This window comes from Flavobacterium sp. KH_001 (genome assembly GCF_057840745.1).
This window is the reverse complement of record NZ_CM174520.1, coordinates 2,267,357-2,280,643: the sequence shown is the minus strand read 5'-3', so window position 1 is coordinate 2,280,643 and position 13,287 is coordinate 2,267,357. Positions and strand designations below refer to the sequence as shown.

Sequence of the window (13,287 nt, the reverse complement as noted above, 5' to 3'; positions counted from 1 at the left end):
ATATATAAAATAATCCCTGTTGTAGCGGGGATTTTAGTATTCATAATAGAAGTAAGTAACGATATTACATGCATACTAGCTCCAAAAAAAATGTAAAAATAGGTTTTCACTATTGTAGATGAAAAGTGCATTTAAAAACACGAAAAATCTTATTATTAAAATGTTTAATTTGTTATATTTGATGCGAATAAATATTTTTTTTCTAAAAATCTTATATATAATATATTAAAAATTCATGAAGCAAATAACCGTCTTTTTCACTCTGGCAATTTTACTTTTTTCGTGTTCAAATGATAATGTTGATGATGAAAATCAAAATAATTCGCCTTTATTAACCAAAATTAGAGATGGTTTTGCTACTAAAAATCAAACGGACCTTTTTATTCATTTTGAATATGATGATCAGAAACGTTTGACAAAAAAAACGGGAGGATTATTTCAATTAGATCCAATGACAGGTTATTCAAATTTTTATACCGATCAGTTGTATACAACATTTGTATACTCTAAAAATAAAGTGACTATTGAAAATTTTGATACAATAGAGGGCTACACAGTCCCTAAAAATACGAGTTATGTAACTTTAAATAGCGCAGGTCAAATTGTACAAAAAGACATTCCGCCATATCCGGGCCAAGATTACTTTTGGCATGAACGAATATATTATATTTACTCAGGCAATAAGCTTACTGAAATAAAAAGCACCTATCCTGATATGCCTTACGATCCAAACGATCCCTATGTAAGGACATCTTTAGAAAAATTGTACTATGATTCTAATGGCAATTTGTCAAAAACGGAAAAAAATGAGATGATAAACGGCATAAATAATGGCATTAAATTCGTTCGTATTTTTGAAGATTATGATAATTCTTTTAATTATATGAAAAGGTTTAATTTGTTACAAGAATATTTTTATGCCTCAATTTCAAAAAATAATTACCGAAAATATAAGGAAACATATTACTATAATGATGTGATGAAATCGGACTACGAAGTAAATTGGACGTACCAGTATGACTCAAATGGTAATATTATTACTGATTTTTAGTTATAGCTTATTATTCAAACACGTTATATGGCCTTGTTATTTCTTTGATCCAAGACCTAATGAAAACCTCGGGTTTTCCAAAAGAAGCACTAATTTTTTAAAAAAATAGCACAAAAACAGTAGAAAAACAAAAACCCTTGCAATTGATTACAAGGGTTTAAGTGTGCTTTATTTATATACTTTATTATTATTTTTCCCTGATATAAATATCGATCGGCACTCCTGCAAAGTCCCAGTTTTCTCTAATTTTATTTTCAAGATATCTTTTATAGGGTTCCTTAACGTATTGTGGCATGTTAGCAAAAAACACAAACTGAGGTGTTAATGTTGGCAACTGCATACAATATTTAATTTTCACATATTTACCTTTTGTAGCTGGTGGCGGGTAAGCTTCGATTACTTTCAACATATATTCGTTGAATTTTGAAGTAGCGATTCTTTGTTTTCTGTTTTCAAAAACCTGAACTGTAGCTTCTAATGCTTTCAATAAACGTTGTTTCGTTAAAGCCGAAACGAACAAAATTGGCACATCTGTAAAAGGCATTAATTCTTTTTTGATTTTCTCTTCGTAATCACGTGTAGACATGGTATCTTTCTCCACCAAATCCCATTTGTTTACTAAAATTACGACACCTTTACGGTTTTTCTCAGCCAACCAGAAAATACTCTGATCCTGACCTTCAAATCCACGGGTTGCATCGATAACCAATATACAAATATCTGCATGCTCAATTGCACGAACCGAACGCATTACAGAATAAAATTCTAAATCTTCCTTCACTTTAGCTTTACGACGGATTCCCGCAGTATCAACTAAATTGAATTCAAAACCAAAACGGTCAAATTTTGTATCAATTGCATCACGTGTAGTACCTGCAATATCTGTTACCATGAAACGTTCTTTACCAATTAAAGCATTGATAAAACTTGATTTTCCAGCATTTGGACGACCTACAACAGCAAAACGTGGTAAAACCACTTCTTCCTGAACTGGTTCTGGTTTTACTGGGAAAGACTCAATTAAAGCGTCTAATAAATCTCCAGTTCCGCTTCCGGAAATACTCGCGAATGTGAAATATTCTCCTAAACCAAGGTTATAAAATTCAAGCGCATCTTTCTCACGCATTGCATTATCTACCTTATTTACAGCCAATAAAACGGGCTTTGTCACTTTACGCAATAAACGCGCAACAACATCATCCATTGGTGTAATACCTTCTTCTACGTCAACCACAAAAATAATAACATCAGCCTCGTCGATAGCAAGCTCCACTTGTTTACGGATTTCTCCTTCAAATACGTCATCAGATCCGCGAACATATCCGCCGGTATCAATTACAGAAAACTCTTTTCCGTTCCACTCGCTTTTACCATAGTTTCTATCACGGGTAACCCCAGATACAGAATCTACAATAGCTTCTCTTCTTTGTATCAGCCTATTAAAAAGGGTTGATTTCCCTACATTAGGTCTTCCTACTATCGCAACAATGTTATTCATTTTTTTGAATTTTTGATTTTAGACTTTAGTTTTTTTGATTTTAGTATCCCATAATCAATCACTTATAAATCCAAAATGCTTTATTTTAATTTTTTGCAAAGGTAGGTAAAAAAGTGGCTAATCTGCCAAGTTTCTACATACCTAAGATTTTTATTATTTTTCCTGTTATTTTGAGGAGTTTTTTCAGGAGCTATTTCCTGCTATCCGTTACAATCTTTTTTATTGTAAAAAAAACAATAAAAAAGGATTTCCACTTCTATCAGGGCTAGGGCATTCAGGTTTTTCAAGAAATTTTAGTTCCAAATTTCAAAACCTGTAATATTTACTCGTTCCAATTTCGCATTTCAAACCTGAAACCTGAAACTTGAAACTTGAAACTTGAAACAAAAGAAACTCTTATTGATTATACCCAAATCGTTTCAGCATATTCGCGTTGCTTCTCCAGTTTTTATTCACTTTAACAACCAGTTCAATGTGAATTTGTTTTCCGAAGAATTTCTCTAAATCAGCACGAGCGTCAGTTCCTACTTTTTTTAGCGCTGCACCTTTATGACCTATGATGATTCCCTTTTGAGTTTCGCGCTCTACCATAATAATGGAACGGATTCTGATGATTTTTTCATCTTCAAAAAATTCTTCCGTAACGATTTCAACTGCATACGGAATCTCTTTGCTGTAATTCAACAAGATTTTTTCACGGATTGTTTCGTTTACGAAAAAACGTTCTGGTTTGTCTGTTAATTGATCTTTTGGATAATAGGCCGGAGATTCTGGTAATAAAGAAATAATTCTGCTGAAAACTTCCGGTACATTAAAATTCTGTAAAGCCGAGATTGGGAAAATTTCAGCATTTGGCACTTTCGCTGTCCAAAACGCTACTTGTTCCTCTAATTGTTCCTGATTGGAGTTATCAATTTTATTCAACAATAATAAAACCGGAATTTTAGCGTGAATAATTTTATTAAAGAAAGCTTCGTCTTTTAAGTCCTGCTCTCCTATTTCGACCATGTAAACCAATATATCAGCATCTTCAAAAGCCGATTTTACGAAGTTCATCATCGACTCCTGCATTTCATAAGCCGGTTTGATGATTCCTGGGGTATCTGATAATATAAGTTGAAAATCTTCGCCATTCACGATTCCAAGAATACGATGACGAGTTGTTTGTGCTTTTGATGTAATGATCGATAATCTTTCTCCAACAAAGGCGTTCATCAATGTTGATTTTCCAACGTTTGGATTCCCGATGATGTTTACAAAACCTGCTTTATGTGACATTTGTGAAATATTTATTTTGCAAAGGTAGTCATATCAACTCAATACAGAAAATAAAACATTTTTTAAAGTTTTCGTTGGATTTCTCAAAAAACGGCGTATCTTTGCACCCGAAACATCGCGGGATAGAGCAGTAGGCAGCTCGTCGGGCTCATAACCCGAAGGTCACAGGTTCGAGTCCTGTTCCCGCTACTAGAACAAGTAAAAGCCTGAGAAATATAAATTTCTCAGGCTTTTTTGTGATTCGAAAAATCTTGTTTTATTTTTTAAAAATAAAAACTCCCAGTGTTTTCAAGGAAAATTGGTTCAAGTCCCGTTAAGTTAATTCTCTAAAAAAATTAACTTACTAAACTCAAATCCAAAAATAAATCTTTAAAACTGCCATAAAAACTACTAAACTTCTACTGAAGCAGATTGTCCGTCGGTTCAGTCTTTTTAGATGAGTTCTGAGTGTCAGATTCTTCCTTTCAATATGATTTGTCCCGAACCGCTTTACCGAATGCAGCTTCTCGTCAATCAAATACCTGTAGTTTTTTAATCTGTCTGTAAATATCTTTTTAGCGTCAGATAATTTTAAAGTTTCCAGAACACGGCTCAGCGTTTTATTGGTTCGTTTCCCAACATTAAAATTCACAACTGTTTTAGAATTCTTTTCCAAGGCATAAACCAGCCAGATGTAATTTTTCTTGTGTCTGATATAAGTGCACAGCTCATCGACTTCATAAGTTTTGCCTTTGCTGATAATTAGCTTGGAAATACTTCTGGCAATAGAAACAATCCTTTTCAATAATGTTGTAGTAGAAATATTTAATATTCTTGCCGTGCTTCTTATACCTACTCCTTCTTTGGTTAATTGAATGATATTTTGATTGATATTTAATTTGTAAGCTTGATTTGTATAACTTTCTATAAAACGGTGACAGCACATTTTACAGTAGTACTGCTGTTTATAATTTTTAGTTCTCCCATTTTTAATAACCTTTTTCTCGTTACATTTTGGACAATTTACATCATCACTAACTTTGGAACACCATGTCGAATTTTTATTCATTTTAGCACATTTAAGGCAATCATAAAACAAAAAAGATGAGCATCACTGCTCATCTTAAAATTATTATTTCTAAAATTTGTTCAATTTCAAAAGGTTAGAAATCTAAAATCTTATATCACTAACTTTGAAACACTACCGTAAATGTTAGATGCAATAATTAACCAACAACACATCTGATACATTACCCACTACCCTTAATTTAATTATAAATTTATTGAAATAACACTTTTTGAAAATAAATTATTATCCAAGATATAAAGATTTGTATCATTTTGCATTGAACATAATATTTTTTTTGAGTTATTAAACCTTCTCATTAATGAAACTATACCAAAATCTGATTTAATCAAAAAAGTACTTTTTTTTGTTTTAGTATTCATTTTAAATAAATCATAAGAATCTACATATATAATTTCTTTTTTTTCAGGTAGAAATAAAAAAGCAGAACTTACAATCTTATCTTTAAACTTACCGTTTGATATAAAAGGTACAATATTATGTTCAGAAAGAGTAAAAATACCATTATAAGCATTTGATTTTAAGTTAAATGTTATTTTTCCATCTATTTCTGTAATATGATTGATTGAGTATGCACTAATATTGGTAAGCCTTACTAGGCGCCCAGTAGTTAAGTTTATTGAATAAATATCAAAATCATGAGGCATTTTTCTTCCAATTGGAGAATATTTTTTGTATTCATTTGCTTTGCAAAATATAATTTCATCAACATTACTTCTAAAAAACGCTTCTGTAATAACACCTAATTCATTTACTACTTTAATTATATTATTTCCATCTGGACTGGCTATACATAACGAACTATTTTTTTGCCCTTGCATACTGCTTTCTATAAATAATATTTTTTTTTTATCATTAGAATATCTTGGATTCACAAAATTTTTTCCATTTTTCGCCTCAATTATCGACCTAATATTTGTACCATCAATATTCATCGAATATATTGAGGATTTGTTCACTTTTTTATAAGAAAATAAAATTTTTTTATCATCTTTTGAGATGTCAAACGTTCCTAGTGAATCTTCTTTGCCTGGTTGATTCACACATCCATAAAGATTAATAAGTAAAATAAATAATAAAATTGTTTTTATCTTCATAGTTTAAATTTTAGTTATTAAAATGTATCAATTATTTTTTTTAATGATATTCCCGAGAAAAGATAAACCACTCCTACAGCTAAATTATAAGTTCTTATGGAAATAGGTTTTCCAGTAACATCATCTAATTCCCCTGTATGATAACCTCTAATGGTTCGTAAAGCACTAAAAGTCAAAACAATATCCGCCTCCGCTACTCTCTTGTCAAAAAATGCTCCAACTGCTCCCCCTGTTTTTGCTTCGAAATATGCATAATCATGTACTTGAGCGGCAGCATCAACTTCGTCTACCGGATTAAGAGGTAAAGTATAAGGATCTACATCTGGACCAGGCCCTATAAAGTTTGTTCCTCCATATGCTTTCCCATTATATGGAACAGAACCTTTACCAAGAAAAGCCCATTTATCAATTGGTTGATTTTTTCTCTCTTTCTTTCTTCCTTTTCTTTTCCCATCTTTTCCTGACCCGCCCTTTCCTGGTTCTCTTGTATATTTCTCATCACCTTCTACAATATTACTAGGCTCGATGTTATCCGCCAATAAATTTGGAAGATTGTTAGCATTATCTGAGCTAGTACTATCGTCACTTTGCGTTCTACTTTTATCACTCCAATGTCCTCCGCTTTCATTCAAAAATTTACTTTTAAAAAGCGTATTGCTCTTCGCTTCCATCCCATCCGGGTCAATAAAAAACACAGGATTATCTAGAGCATATGTGTATGGTGAAAAACGTCTTGATACTTCAGCCAACGGGTCAATGTTCATCCAGCGACCAAGTGCAGGATCATAATTCCTTGCGCCGTAGTCATACATGTTAAGCCCCAGCTCGTCTTGCAGTTCCTTGCCGTTGTACTTATACTTATAAGGATTTACAAAATTTCCTTAATGGTAATTAGTGGGCTTTGCCAATCGTTATGTAATTCAAAGAACTTACTTTCCGTGACGAAAATAGAAGTAATCTTACGAAATTCCTAACTATATGGCATAAAAAAAACCTATCAAATCAATGATAGGTTTACAATGCATTTGCTTTTAAAATCCGTCTATTCGGATAATTGAAATTTTACTTTTTAGGAGAATTTTTGGATGGTTTCAACGATGGTGTATTTCCAGGTGTACCTTTGTTATCACGCTGACGTTGGTCAGGCTTTCCTGTTGAATCTGCTATTCTTTTTGGTCCTGGTTTAAGTGCCATAGTTTTAATTTTTAATTGGTTAGACATATCAAATATAGCCATTTTTTCAAATGGGAAAATACTTATTTATCAGCTCTCTTTGTTGAAAACTATCTGCTTTGAAATACTTCTCTGTAGTGCCAGGCCACTTATGACCCGCCAGTTCCTGAACATGTTCCAGAGCCAGTTTCTGTTCGTTAAGCCAGTTGCAGATAACACTCATTCGGATAGTTTGGGGGTTGAGGTTTTTATCTGGGAACAACGGCTTTAACGGCTGAATCATGGCATGAACACTGTCAACAGTGATGGGTTTTCCTAGTTTTCCAATGATTAACTTATCCGTTGCGCTTCTGAGCATTCTGGGTCTGACTTCGTTGATGTATTTAAAAAAAGGCATTATCTGTTGAGGTAAGAGTTTGGCTTTTCTCCTGTTGAGATTCTTGGAAGCTTTGATGTAGATTGTTCCCGCATCCAAATCAATATCCTGAACATTGAGCCTTATAATTTCATCACTGGTCAAACCTTGGTAAATTAGCAGATTGATAAGAACATAGTTTCTGGTGTCCAGATTCTGGTATCGGTTCTCTCGGGTTAAGAGCAACTGGAGTTCTTCTGAGCTGAACAAATCCTGAACCTGAACTGCCTGATTGCTATTGAGCTTGATATTGAGCTTCCTGCACGGATGGTCTTCTCTGTAACCGCTCATAACCAGATAATCGTAGTATTTCTTGATAGCTGAGAGGATAACGACCCGATATTTGGCATTGGGCTGTTGCTTTCCGATTTCTTCCATGTATTCAACGATATTCCTGTATTTGTATCGTTTGGCTTTGGGATTCATCACTAAAAAGTGATTAATGGCAAACATGTAGCTCTTTACGGTCTGCTCGCTGTAGCTTTGGAGCAGGAAATTTTCAATTGTTAGTTTAATCATAGGCTGGTCTTTCTAAAAGGTGGTTACTGGTTTTCTTCTCTTGTTTTTAACTGCATAGATGTAGGTGGTATTGATTTGTGAATGACCTAAAAAGCCTCTTATAAAATCAATACCTGCGTTCTTTTCCATCAGATGACTCGCAATGCTGTGTCTCAGACAGTGAAGCGTTATATCCTTCTGGATTAGCTCATAACTACTGGTCTGTTCCGTCATTTTCTTTAAGGTATCGTTGAGGTATTCGCCATTCATTCGTTTACCGCTGTCATGAATAAAAAATGCATCTTCAATCTGGTTACTGCCTTTCAGCTTTTCATATCGCTCTTCGGCTATGTATTTTTTGATGTGACCCGCAACTATATCACTCATGGGAACTTCACGTCTCTTGCTTCCTTTACCATCTCGGACAATGAGCATTCCTTTTGAGAGCTGAATATCCCGTGTGTTCAGAGCCACCAATTCCGACCTTCGAAGCCCGCAACCGTAAGCCACTGATAATAAAGCCCGCTGTAAATCACTCTGGCAGTGCTGGTAGAGCATTTTGATTTCTTCAACGCTCAGGGCATTTCTGGAATTTCCGCTGTCTCCTGAATAGCTTGGAACGTAGTAAGCTTTTTCAATCTGCTTGTTCTCCAAAAGGTTGAAAACAAAAAGACCAAGAGCAAACAAATGAAATTTGATAGTTTTCCCTGAGAGTGTTCCTGCGCCTCGCTTTTTGGGTCTGCTTATTAAATGGTCGTAATAGCGCACCGATTCTTTGCCTGTAACGCTTTTTATCATAGTGATTCCTGATTCTTCCAACCAGATAAGAAATTCCAATACAGCATTCTGGTACATTCTGGAGTTTCCAGTCTTGTAATTTCTTACTTTGATAAATTGGTCGTAATCATTCAAAAGGTTCTTAAATCCTGAGGTCTGTATTGTTGTTTTCATTGGTTTTGTTGTTGTTTTTTAATCATCATTTTAAAACTTCCCTTATGCGCATTTTCCAATTCTGGGAACACCAGCGTTATATTGCCAGTAATTACTGGGATTGGCGTGTTCTTTTAGGTGGTTTTCAGGTTGTCTAATTGCTTGTTGAGGTCTTCCTTAATCTTGGCTTTTATCTTTTCCAGATTATCCCAGTAGCTTATCACATACTTGAATCCTTTGTTTGGCGAGCCTTCGACTGCCTGAATGTACTCCAGTTCCTGCAATGTCTGCATGTACTTAAAGGCTGAGGTCTTGCTGATATTGAGTTCCTGTCTTATTTCACGGGTCGTAAATCGGTGCGTTGTTCCGCTCATCTGGTTTCTGAGGTATCCTTTCAGCTTTTCGAAAAATTGTCTGGTACTTTTGTCAAGTTCATCCACTTTGATAATGATGGAACTAAAGAAAATCTCAACGGCTTTTCTCACATCTTCTTCGGTCGCTATGAGTCTTCCTTTTTCATCTTTTTTTCGCTGGTACTGGTTCAGAATTGTAATCTGAGCGACAAAACTCTGAAACTGGGCGTTGAGTCTTCTGAGCATTTTGGCTTCAAGCGGTAACATAAGCTTATCGGCAAACGGATTCACTACTTCATAGCTCTTTAGAACCCGCATGCAGTTTCTCAGTAGCTGTCTGGCTTCCTGTTCACGCTCGGTGTTGCTTATACCTGCATTTTTCTGATTCTGCACACTTATGATTCTCAGGGTCTGTTCAAGGCTTTCATCCACTCCCAAGACTACAGAACGGCTCATGTTATCATAGTAAACCTCTGCTTTGGTCGTGGCGGTCAGACTGGCAAAATGAGCTTCCACCTTTTTCATCTTTGCTCTGTTGTTGCCCAGCAGGTCTTTGACCACCGTTGAGCTGTTCAGAAATCCAGCAGACTGCATTTCCCTGAACGCAAACTGAGCATCTTCATCCAGACCATCAAAATCCTGTATGAGTATCAGCTTGTTGATAAGTTCTTTCTCTCTGTAGTGATACAGGGATTTGCTGGTAATTCTGGTCATATTAAGAACGTCTTCCTGAGGCATGCACTGCGCAATTCCGTTGATGAGGTGGCTTTTCCCTTCTCCAGAACTTCCCTGTATGAGTCCATGCAGGGTATTGGGCATTTTGTAGCTCGATGCCAATGCAAACATCAGTATCCTGTTTTCTTCTTCTCCTACAATTCCGCTTTGCCCGAGCAGTTTATCGATGTTTTCGAAAAGCTTGGGCTTAGATAGGAACTGCACTGCTTTTTCGCTTGCTTGCGGTGTGAGTTCCTTTTCGGAATACTGGTCGGTTACAGGGTTCATTTCAGCGTTGAAGAGGTTTTCCCTGTAGTCTTCCAAAAGGTCAGTGAACTGCAAAAGGTCTGCCTCTAAAAACGTGCTGTCAAATCCGTGTTTTTCACTGAGTTCCCTGCACTGGTTCTCTACACTGGTAAAATCAAACAAGTCAATCTTTACACGCAGTCTTTTCTGGCTGTCATTTGGAACTATCTGGATGGTCAGCCTTAGATTTCCCAAATCCATCGGCAGGCTTCCAATCACATAGAAAGTTCCCGTTTTTCCTTTGAAGCTGATTTTGTAGTCGCTTAGAATCTCCAGTACTGGGATTATCTTCTCTTTTACGGGATTCTGTAACATTTCAGTAATTCCGTTCGTTCCGTAGTTCAGCCACATATCGTTCATGCTGTGCCCGTCTGGGAGCTGAATCATGCTTACTGGCAGTTCTGGTCTGATGTTCTGTATCTGGGTTTTTATGGTTTGCATCGTTTTAGTTTTTTAGGATTATGATTTCTTCAAGTTCGCACAGTGATTTTACGGCTTCCATGTGCTGTGGCAACAGTTCTCCGTTGTGCATCGCCATGACAGCATCCCTGTTCTCCAATGCTTTGGACTGCATGAGGCTGGCGCAGTCGATGACCGTTGGAGCGAGATAGAGCCTTTTGGTGAGCGGACTCGGGTAAGCTGGATAAATTCCTTCGCTGTTGAGGTATTCTGCTTTTGCGGTTTCGAGCTTGATGCGTAGAGCAAAATAGTTTACGATTCTGTTTTCCTTGTTCATGAGCGGAAAAATCAGTCCGTATCCGCCAAACACCGTATAAGCTGTCAGGTCTTCCTGTCTGACACCTGCATCACTCTTTTTAAGCACTCCTAGAGCTTCAAATTCATCTTTGGACTCTTGGGTTTCTCTATGATGGAATTGTCCAGAATTGAAGCCGATTCTAAGCTCTGCATAATCCAGTCCTATGTTATTAAGATATTCTTTTGGCTTTATCGCTTTGGAACTTCTAATACCAGTTTCAAAAGACTGGAAAAGTGTTTCTAATGTATTTTTCATAAGTTTTATTTTTTAGTTTTTGGCAGGTAACGTATAGACATAGGTATCCTGCTTCGAATATTGAATCGAATAGTCAATTGAAACATGTTTTTGATTTTTAGAGCTTGCTGTTCAGCTTTACAACTTGCTCTTTTTCCATTCTTTAGCTGTCAGAATGGCGAAAGATTCTTGCAATAATCTTTTTCCTTTTGTTTTGTTTGACAAAGGTAAGTGATATTTTTGAGACTTTTTTTTTGGTAACTCAATCACGTTATGTAAGATGACTTAACGTAAATGACTTAAGTCTTTCAAAAAAATAAAATGTTGATTTTAAATTAGTTGACTTTTCATGATTTTTTTAATTTGTTAAAATGATTAAAAATATTTAACATATTTTAAGAAATAATTAACACAATTTCTTGCCTTGACTTTCAATTTAATTACGTATTACATAACTCAATTTAGTTATGAAAAATATTTGATAACTAAATCTATTTATGCAACCATTGTCGTTGCTCTGTTATATAATTGAAGAACTGTAGGAGCATAAAACTTATTACCGTGTCTAGTCTTGAAGTTCAGCTGGTTAAGATAGTTGGCTATTTGTCTGTAGCTCATTTCTTTCTCCTTGCAGTTGAGGATTATTGACTGAGCCTGACGATTTCGGTCATTATTCACTGCATTGTCCTTAATACGCTGTAAACCTTTGGCTCTGGCTTCACTGGTTAGATTTTGCGGATTTCCCAATTTTACACCTTTTTTCTTAAGTTCCGCAAGCGCAACCTTAGTTCTGGAGCTGATAAGCTTTGCTTCCTGTTCCGCTAAGGCACTAAATATATGGATGGTAAAGTTGTTGGCTGATGGCATGTCTACCGCTAAAAACTCGATTCCTGCATCCATAAGGGAACTCACGAAGCTTACATTGCGGGCTAAACGGTCTAATTTTGCTATGATAAGGATTGCTCCCTCATTTTTAGCCAGTTGGATAGCCTTGTGAATCTCTACACGTTCACGTTTGTTTGTTCCTGTCTCAATCTCGGTAAAATCCTTCAAGATGATTCCGTCTTGTGTGGTCACATATTTTTCAACGGAACTTTTTTGCGCTGATAATCCTAATCCCGAAATTGACTGCTCTTTTTTACTCACACGATAATAAGCGATAAACTTTTTCATGATACTGATGATTTTAAACCTTAAACGGTCGTTTGTGATTTATTACATGTCAAAAGTCCAGGTCTATTTTGGATTATCCTAGAAAAATCCTGGTTTTCCTGGGCTCACAGCTTTTTTGGTCATTTCAGAGCACAAAAAAACGAGGTCTTAGCCTCGTTCTTTGGATTGTATCAATCGTGAAAACTCTTCAAGTTCCTTGTCCGTAAAATTGCCTGCTTTGAATGATAGCGGATATCTGACTTTTTGGGTCTTAAGTACTTGTTTTAGTTGGGATAAGCTTATTACTATTTTCATGTTCTCTTTTACTATAAATATCGGTCAGAATCCATTTGGATATTTTTTCCCGTTTTTTCCCTCAGAATTTTTTTTCTGAATTTTGGTAGCGCAGTTCACGGACATATCCGAGCTACGGGTCAGGAGAAGTACACTTTTTCGGATGTACACGGGCGGGTAACTTGGCTCTGGAGCATTAGTGTTTACAGGGGGTACGGCGGTATGCGTGAACATGGAGCTGTCTGTTGAGATTGATTACTCCATTTTTAGACCTCCCCAGCGTTTACAGGAGCATCTGTAGCTCTATAGGAACACGATTAGGGGGTTAAGGTACTTATAAGGTACAGATAGGGAAAATCTCTCTCTCTTCCTTTCTCTATCATATATGTTACTTATTACAGATATGCAATAATACCAGAAATGGCAAGGGATACAGACGTATTTTGACCATAGCTTTATGCGCAGTTTGCG

The 13,287-nt window shown here is 35.8% G+C and carries 12 protein-coding genes and 1 tRNA gene; 2 read left to right on the top strand and 11 right to left on the bottom strand.

The window, feature by feature from the left end:
* Window positions 1-235: 235 nt before the first annotated feature.
* Entirely contained in the window at window positions 236-1,051 is an 816-nt protein-coding gene (locus AC3ITQ_RS09855) for a hypothetical protein (protein WP_489238459.1), read from the top strand.
* Between the two features lie 187 nt (window positions 1,052-1,238).
* Here AC3ITQ_RS09855 and der read toward each other — a convergent pair whose 3' ends face one another.
* Together der and era are read right to left on the bottom strand one after the other, a co-directional pair.
* The gene (der, locus tag AC3ITQ_RS09850; RefSeq protein WP_026985745.1) at window positions 1,239-2,549 is read right to left on the bottom strand and encodes a ribosome biogenesis GTPase Der; all 1,311 of its coding nucleotides are present in this window, start codon (window positions 2,547-2,549) and stop codon (window positions 1,239-1,241) included.
* A 396-nt stretch (window positions 2,550-2,945) separates the two neighbouring features.
* Window positions 2,946-3,827, bottom strand: a complete 882-nt coding sequence (gene era / locus AC3ITQ_RS09845; RefSeq protein ID WP_026985744.1) for a GTPase Era — start codon at window positions 3,825-3,827, stop codon at window positions 2,946-2,948.
* A gap of 116 nt (window positions 3,828-3,943) precedes the next feature.
* Here era and AC3ITQ_RS09840 point away from each other — a divergent pair.
* Window positions 3,944-4,016: transfer RNA gene (locus tag AC3ITQ_RS09840), tRNA-Met, on the top strand.
* Window positions 4,017-4,176: 160 nt separating this feature from the next.
* Here the strand turns inward: AC3ITQ_RS09840 and AC3ITQ_RS09835 are convergent.
* From AC3ITQ_RS09835 to AC3ITQ_RS09795, 9 genes are all read right to left on the bottom strand, one after another.
* Window positions 4,177-4,875, bottom strand: coding sequence for an IS1 family transposase (locus AC3ITQ_RS09835; protein ID WP_489238457.1), 699 nt, complete (start codon window positions 4,873-4,875; stop codon window positions 4,177-4,179).
* 203 nt (window positions 4,876-5,078) lie between these two features.
* On the bottom strand, window positions 5,079-5,990 hold the full coding sequence (locus tag AC3ITQ_RS09830) for a TolB family protein (RefSeq protein WP_489238455.1): 912 nt from the start codon (window positions 5,988-5,990) through the stop codon (window positions 5,079-5,081).
* Window positions 5,991-6,007: 17 nt separating this feature from the next.
* A complete protein-coding gene (locus AC3ITQ_RS09825; protein WP_489238453.1) occupies window positions 6,008-6,802 on the bottom strand; it encodes an RHS repeat-associated core domain-containing protein in 795 nt (264 codons plus the stop codon).
* 250 nt (window positions 6,803-7,052) lie between these two features.
* The gene (locus AC3ITQ_RS09820; protein WP_489238451.1) at window positions 7,053-7,184 is read right to left on the bottom strand and encodes a hypothetical protein; all 132 of its coding nucleotides are present in this window, start codon (window positions 7,182-7,184) and stop codon (window positions 7,053-7,055) included.
* Between the two features lie 46 nt (window positions 7,185-7,230).
* Window positions 7,231-8,097, bottom strand: coding sequence for a tyrosine-type recombinase/integrase (locus AC3ITQ_RS09815; protein WP_489238449.1), 867 nt, complete (start codon window positions 8,095-8,097; stop codon window positions 7,231-7,233).
* Window positions 8,098-8,109: 12 nt separating this feature from the next.
* Window positions 8,110-9,027 (bottom strand): tyrosine-type recombinase/integrase, encoded by a 918-nt coding sequence (locus tag AC3ITQ_RS09810; RefSeq protein WP_489238447.1) that lies wholly within the window; start codon window positions 9,025-9,027, stop codon window positions 8,110-8,112.
* A 113-nt stretch (window positions 9,028-9,140) separates the two neighbouring features.
* On the bottom strand, window positions 9,141-10,820 hold the full coding sequence (locus tag AC3ITQ_RS09805; protein WP_489238446.1) for a hypothetical protein: 1,680 nt from the start codon (window positions 10,818-10,820) through the stop codon (window positions 9,141-9,143).
* 4 nt (window positions 10,821-10,824) lie between these two features.
* A complete protein-coding gene (locus tag AC3ITQ_RS09800) occupies window positions 10,825-11,391 on the bottom strand; it encodes a hypothetical protein (RefSeq protein ID WP_489238444.1) in 567 nt (188 codons plus the stop codon).
* A gap of 474 nt (window positions 11,392-11,865) precedes the next feature.
* A complete protein-coding gene (locus AC3ITQ_RS09795) occupies window positions 11,866-12,543 on the bottom strand; it encodes a recombinase family protein (protein ID WP_489238443.1) in 678 nt (225 codons plus the stop codon).
* Window positions 12,544-13,287 lie beyond the last annotated feature (744 nt).

What these genes read in the sequence shown, in the direction of transcription:
- der (WP_026985745.1), bottom strand. Translation starts at nt 2,549, where the DNA reads ATGAATAACATTGTTGCGATAGTAGGAAGACCTAATGTAGGGAAATCA.
- AC3ITQ_RS09830 (WP_489238455.1), bottom strand. Translation starts at nt 5,990, where the DNA reads ATGAAGATAAAAACAATTTTATTATTTATTTTACTTATTAATCTTTAT.
- AC3ITQ_RS09805 (WP_489238446.1), bottom strand. Translation starts at nt 10,820, where the DNA reads ATGCAAACCATAAAAACCCAGATACAGAACATCAGACCAGAACTGCCA.
- AC3ITQ_RS09810 (WP_489238447.1), bottom strand. Translation starts at nt 9,027, where the DNA reads ATGAAAACAACAATACAGACCTCAGGATTTAAGAACCTTTTGAATGAT.
- AC3ITQ_RS09825 (WP_489238453.1), bottom strand. Translation starts at nt 6,802, where the DNA reads ATGTATGACTACGGCGCAAGGAATTATGATCCTGCACTTGGTCGCTGG.
- AC3ITQ_RS09855 (WP_489238459.1), top strand. Translation starts at nt 236, where the DNA reads ATGAAGCAAATAACCGTCTTTTTCACTCTGGCAATTTTACTTTTTTCG.
- era (WP_026985744.1), bottom strand. Translation starts at nt 3,827, where the DNA reads ATGTCACATAAAGCAGGTTTTGTAAACATCATCGGGAATCCAAACGTT.
- AC3ITQ_RS09835 (WP_489238457.1), bottom strand. Translation starts at nt 4,875, where the DNA reads ATGAATAAAAATTCGACATGGTGTTCCAAAGTTAGTGATGATGTAAAT.
- AC3ITQ_RS09820 (WP_489238451.1), bottom strand. Translation starts at nt 7,184, where the DNA reads ATGGCACTTAAACCAGGACCAAAAAGAATAGCAGATTCAACAGGAAAG.
- AC3ITQ_RS09800 (WP_489238444.1), bottom strand. Translation starts at nt 11,391, where the DNA reads ATGAAAAATACATTAGAAACACTTTTCCAGTCTTTTGAAACTGGTATT.
- AC3ITQ_RS09795 (WP_489238443.1), bottom strand. Translation starts at nt 12,543, where the DNA reads ATGAAAAAGTTTATCGCTTATTATCGTGTGAGTAAAAAAGAGCAGTCA.
- AC3ITQ_RS09815 (WP_489238449.1), bottom strand. Translation starts at nt 8,097, where the DNA reads ATGATTAAACTAACAATTGAAAATTTCCTGCTCCAAAGCTACAGCGAG.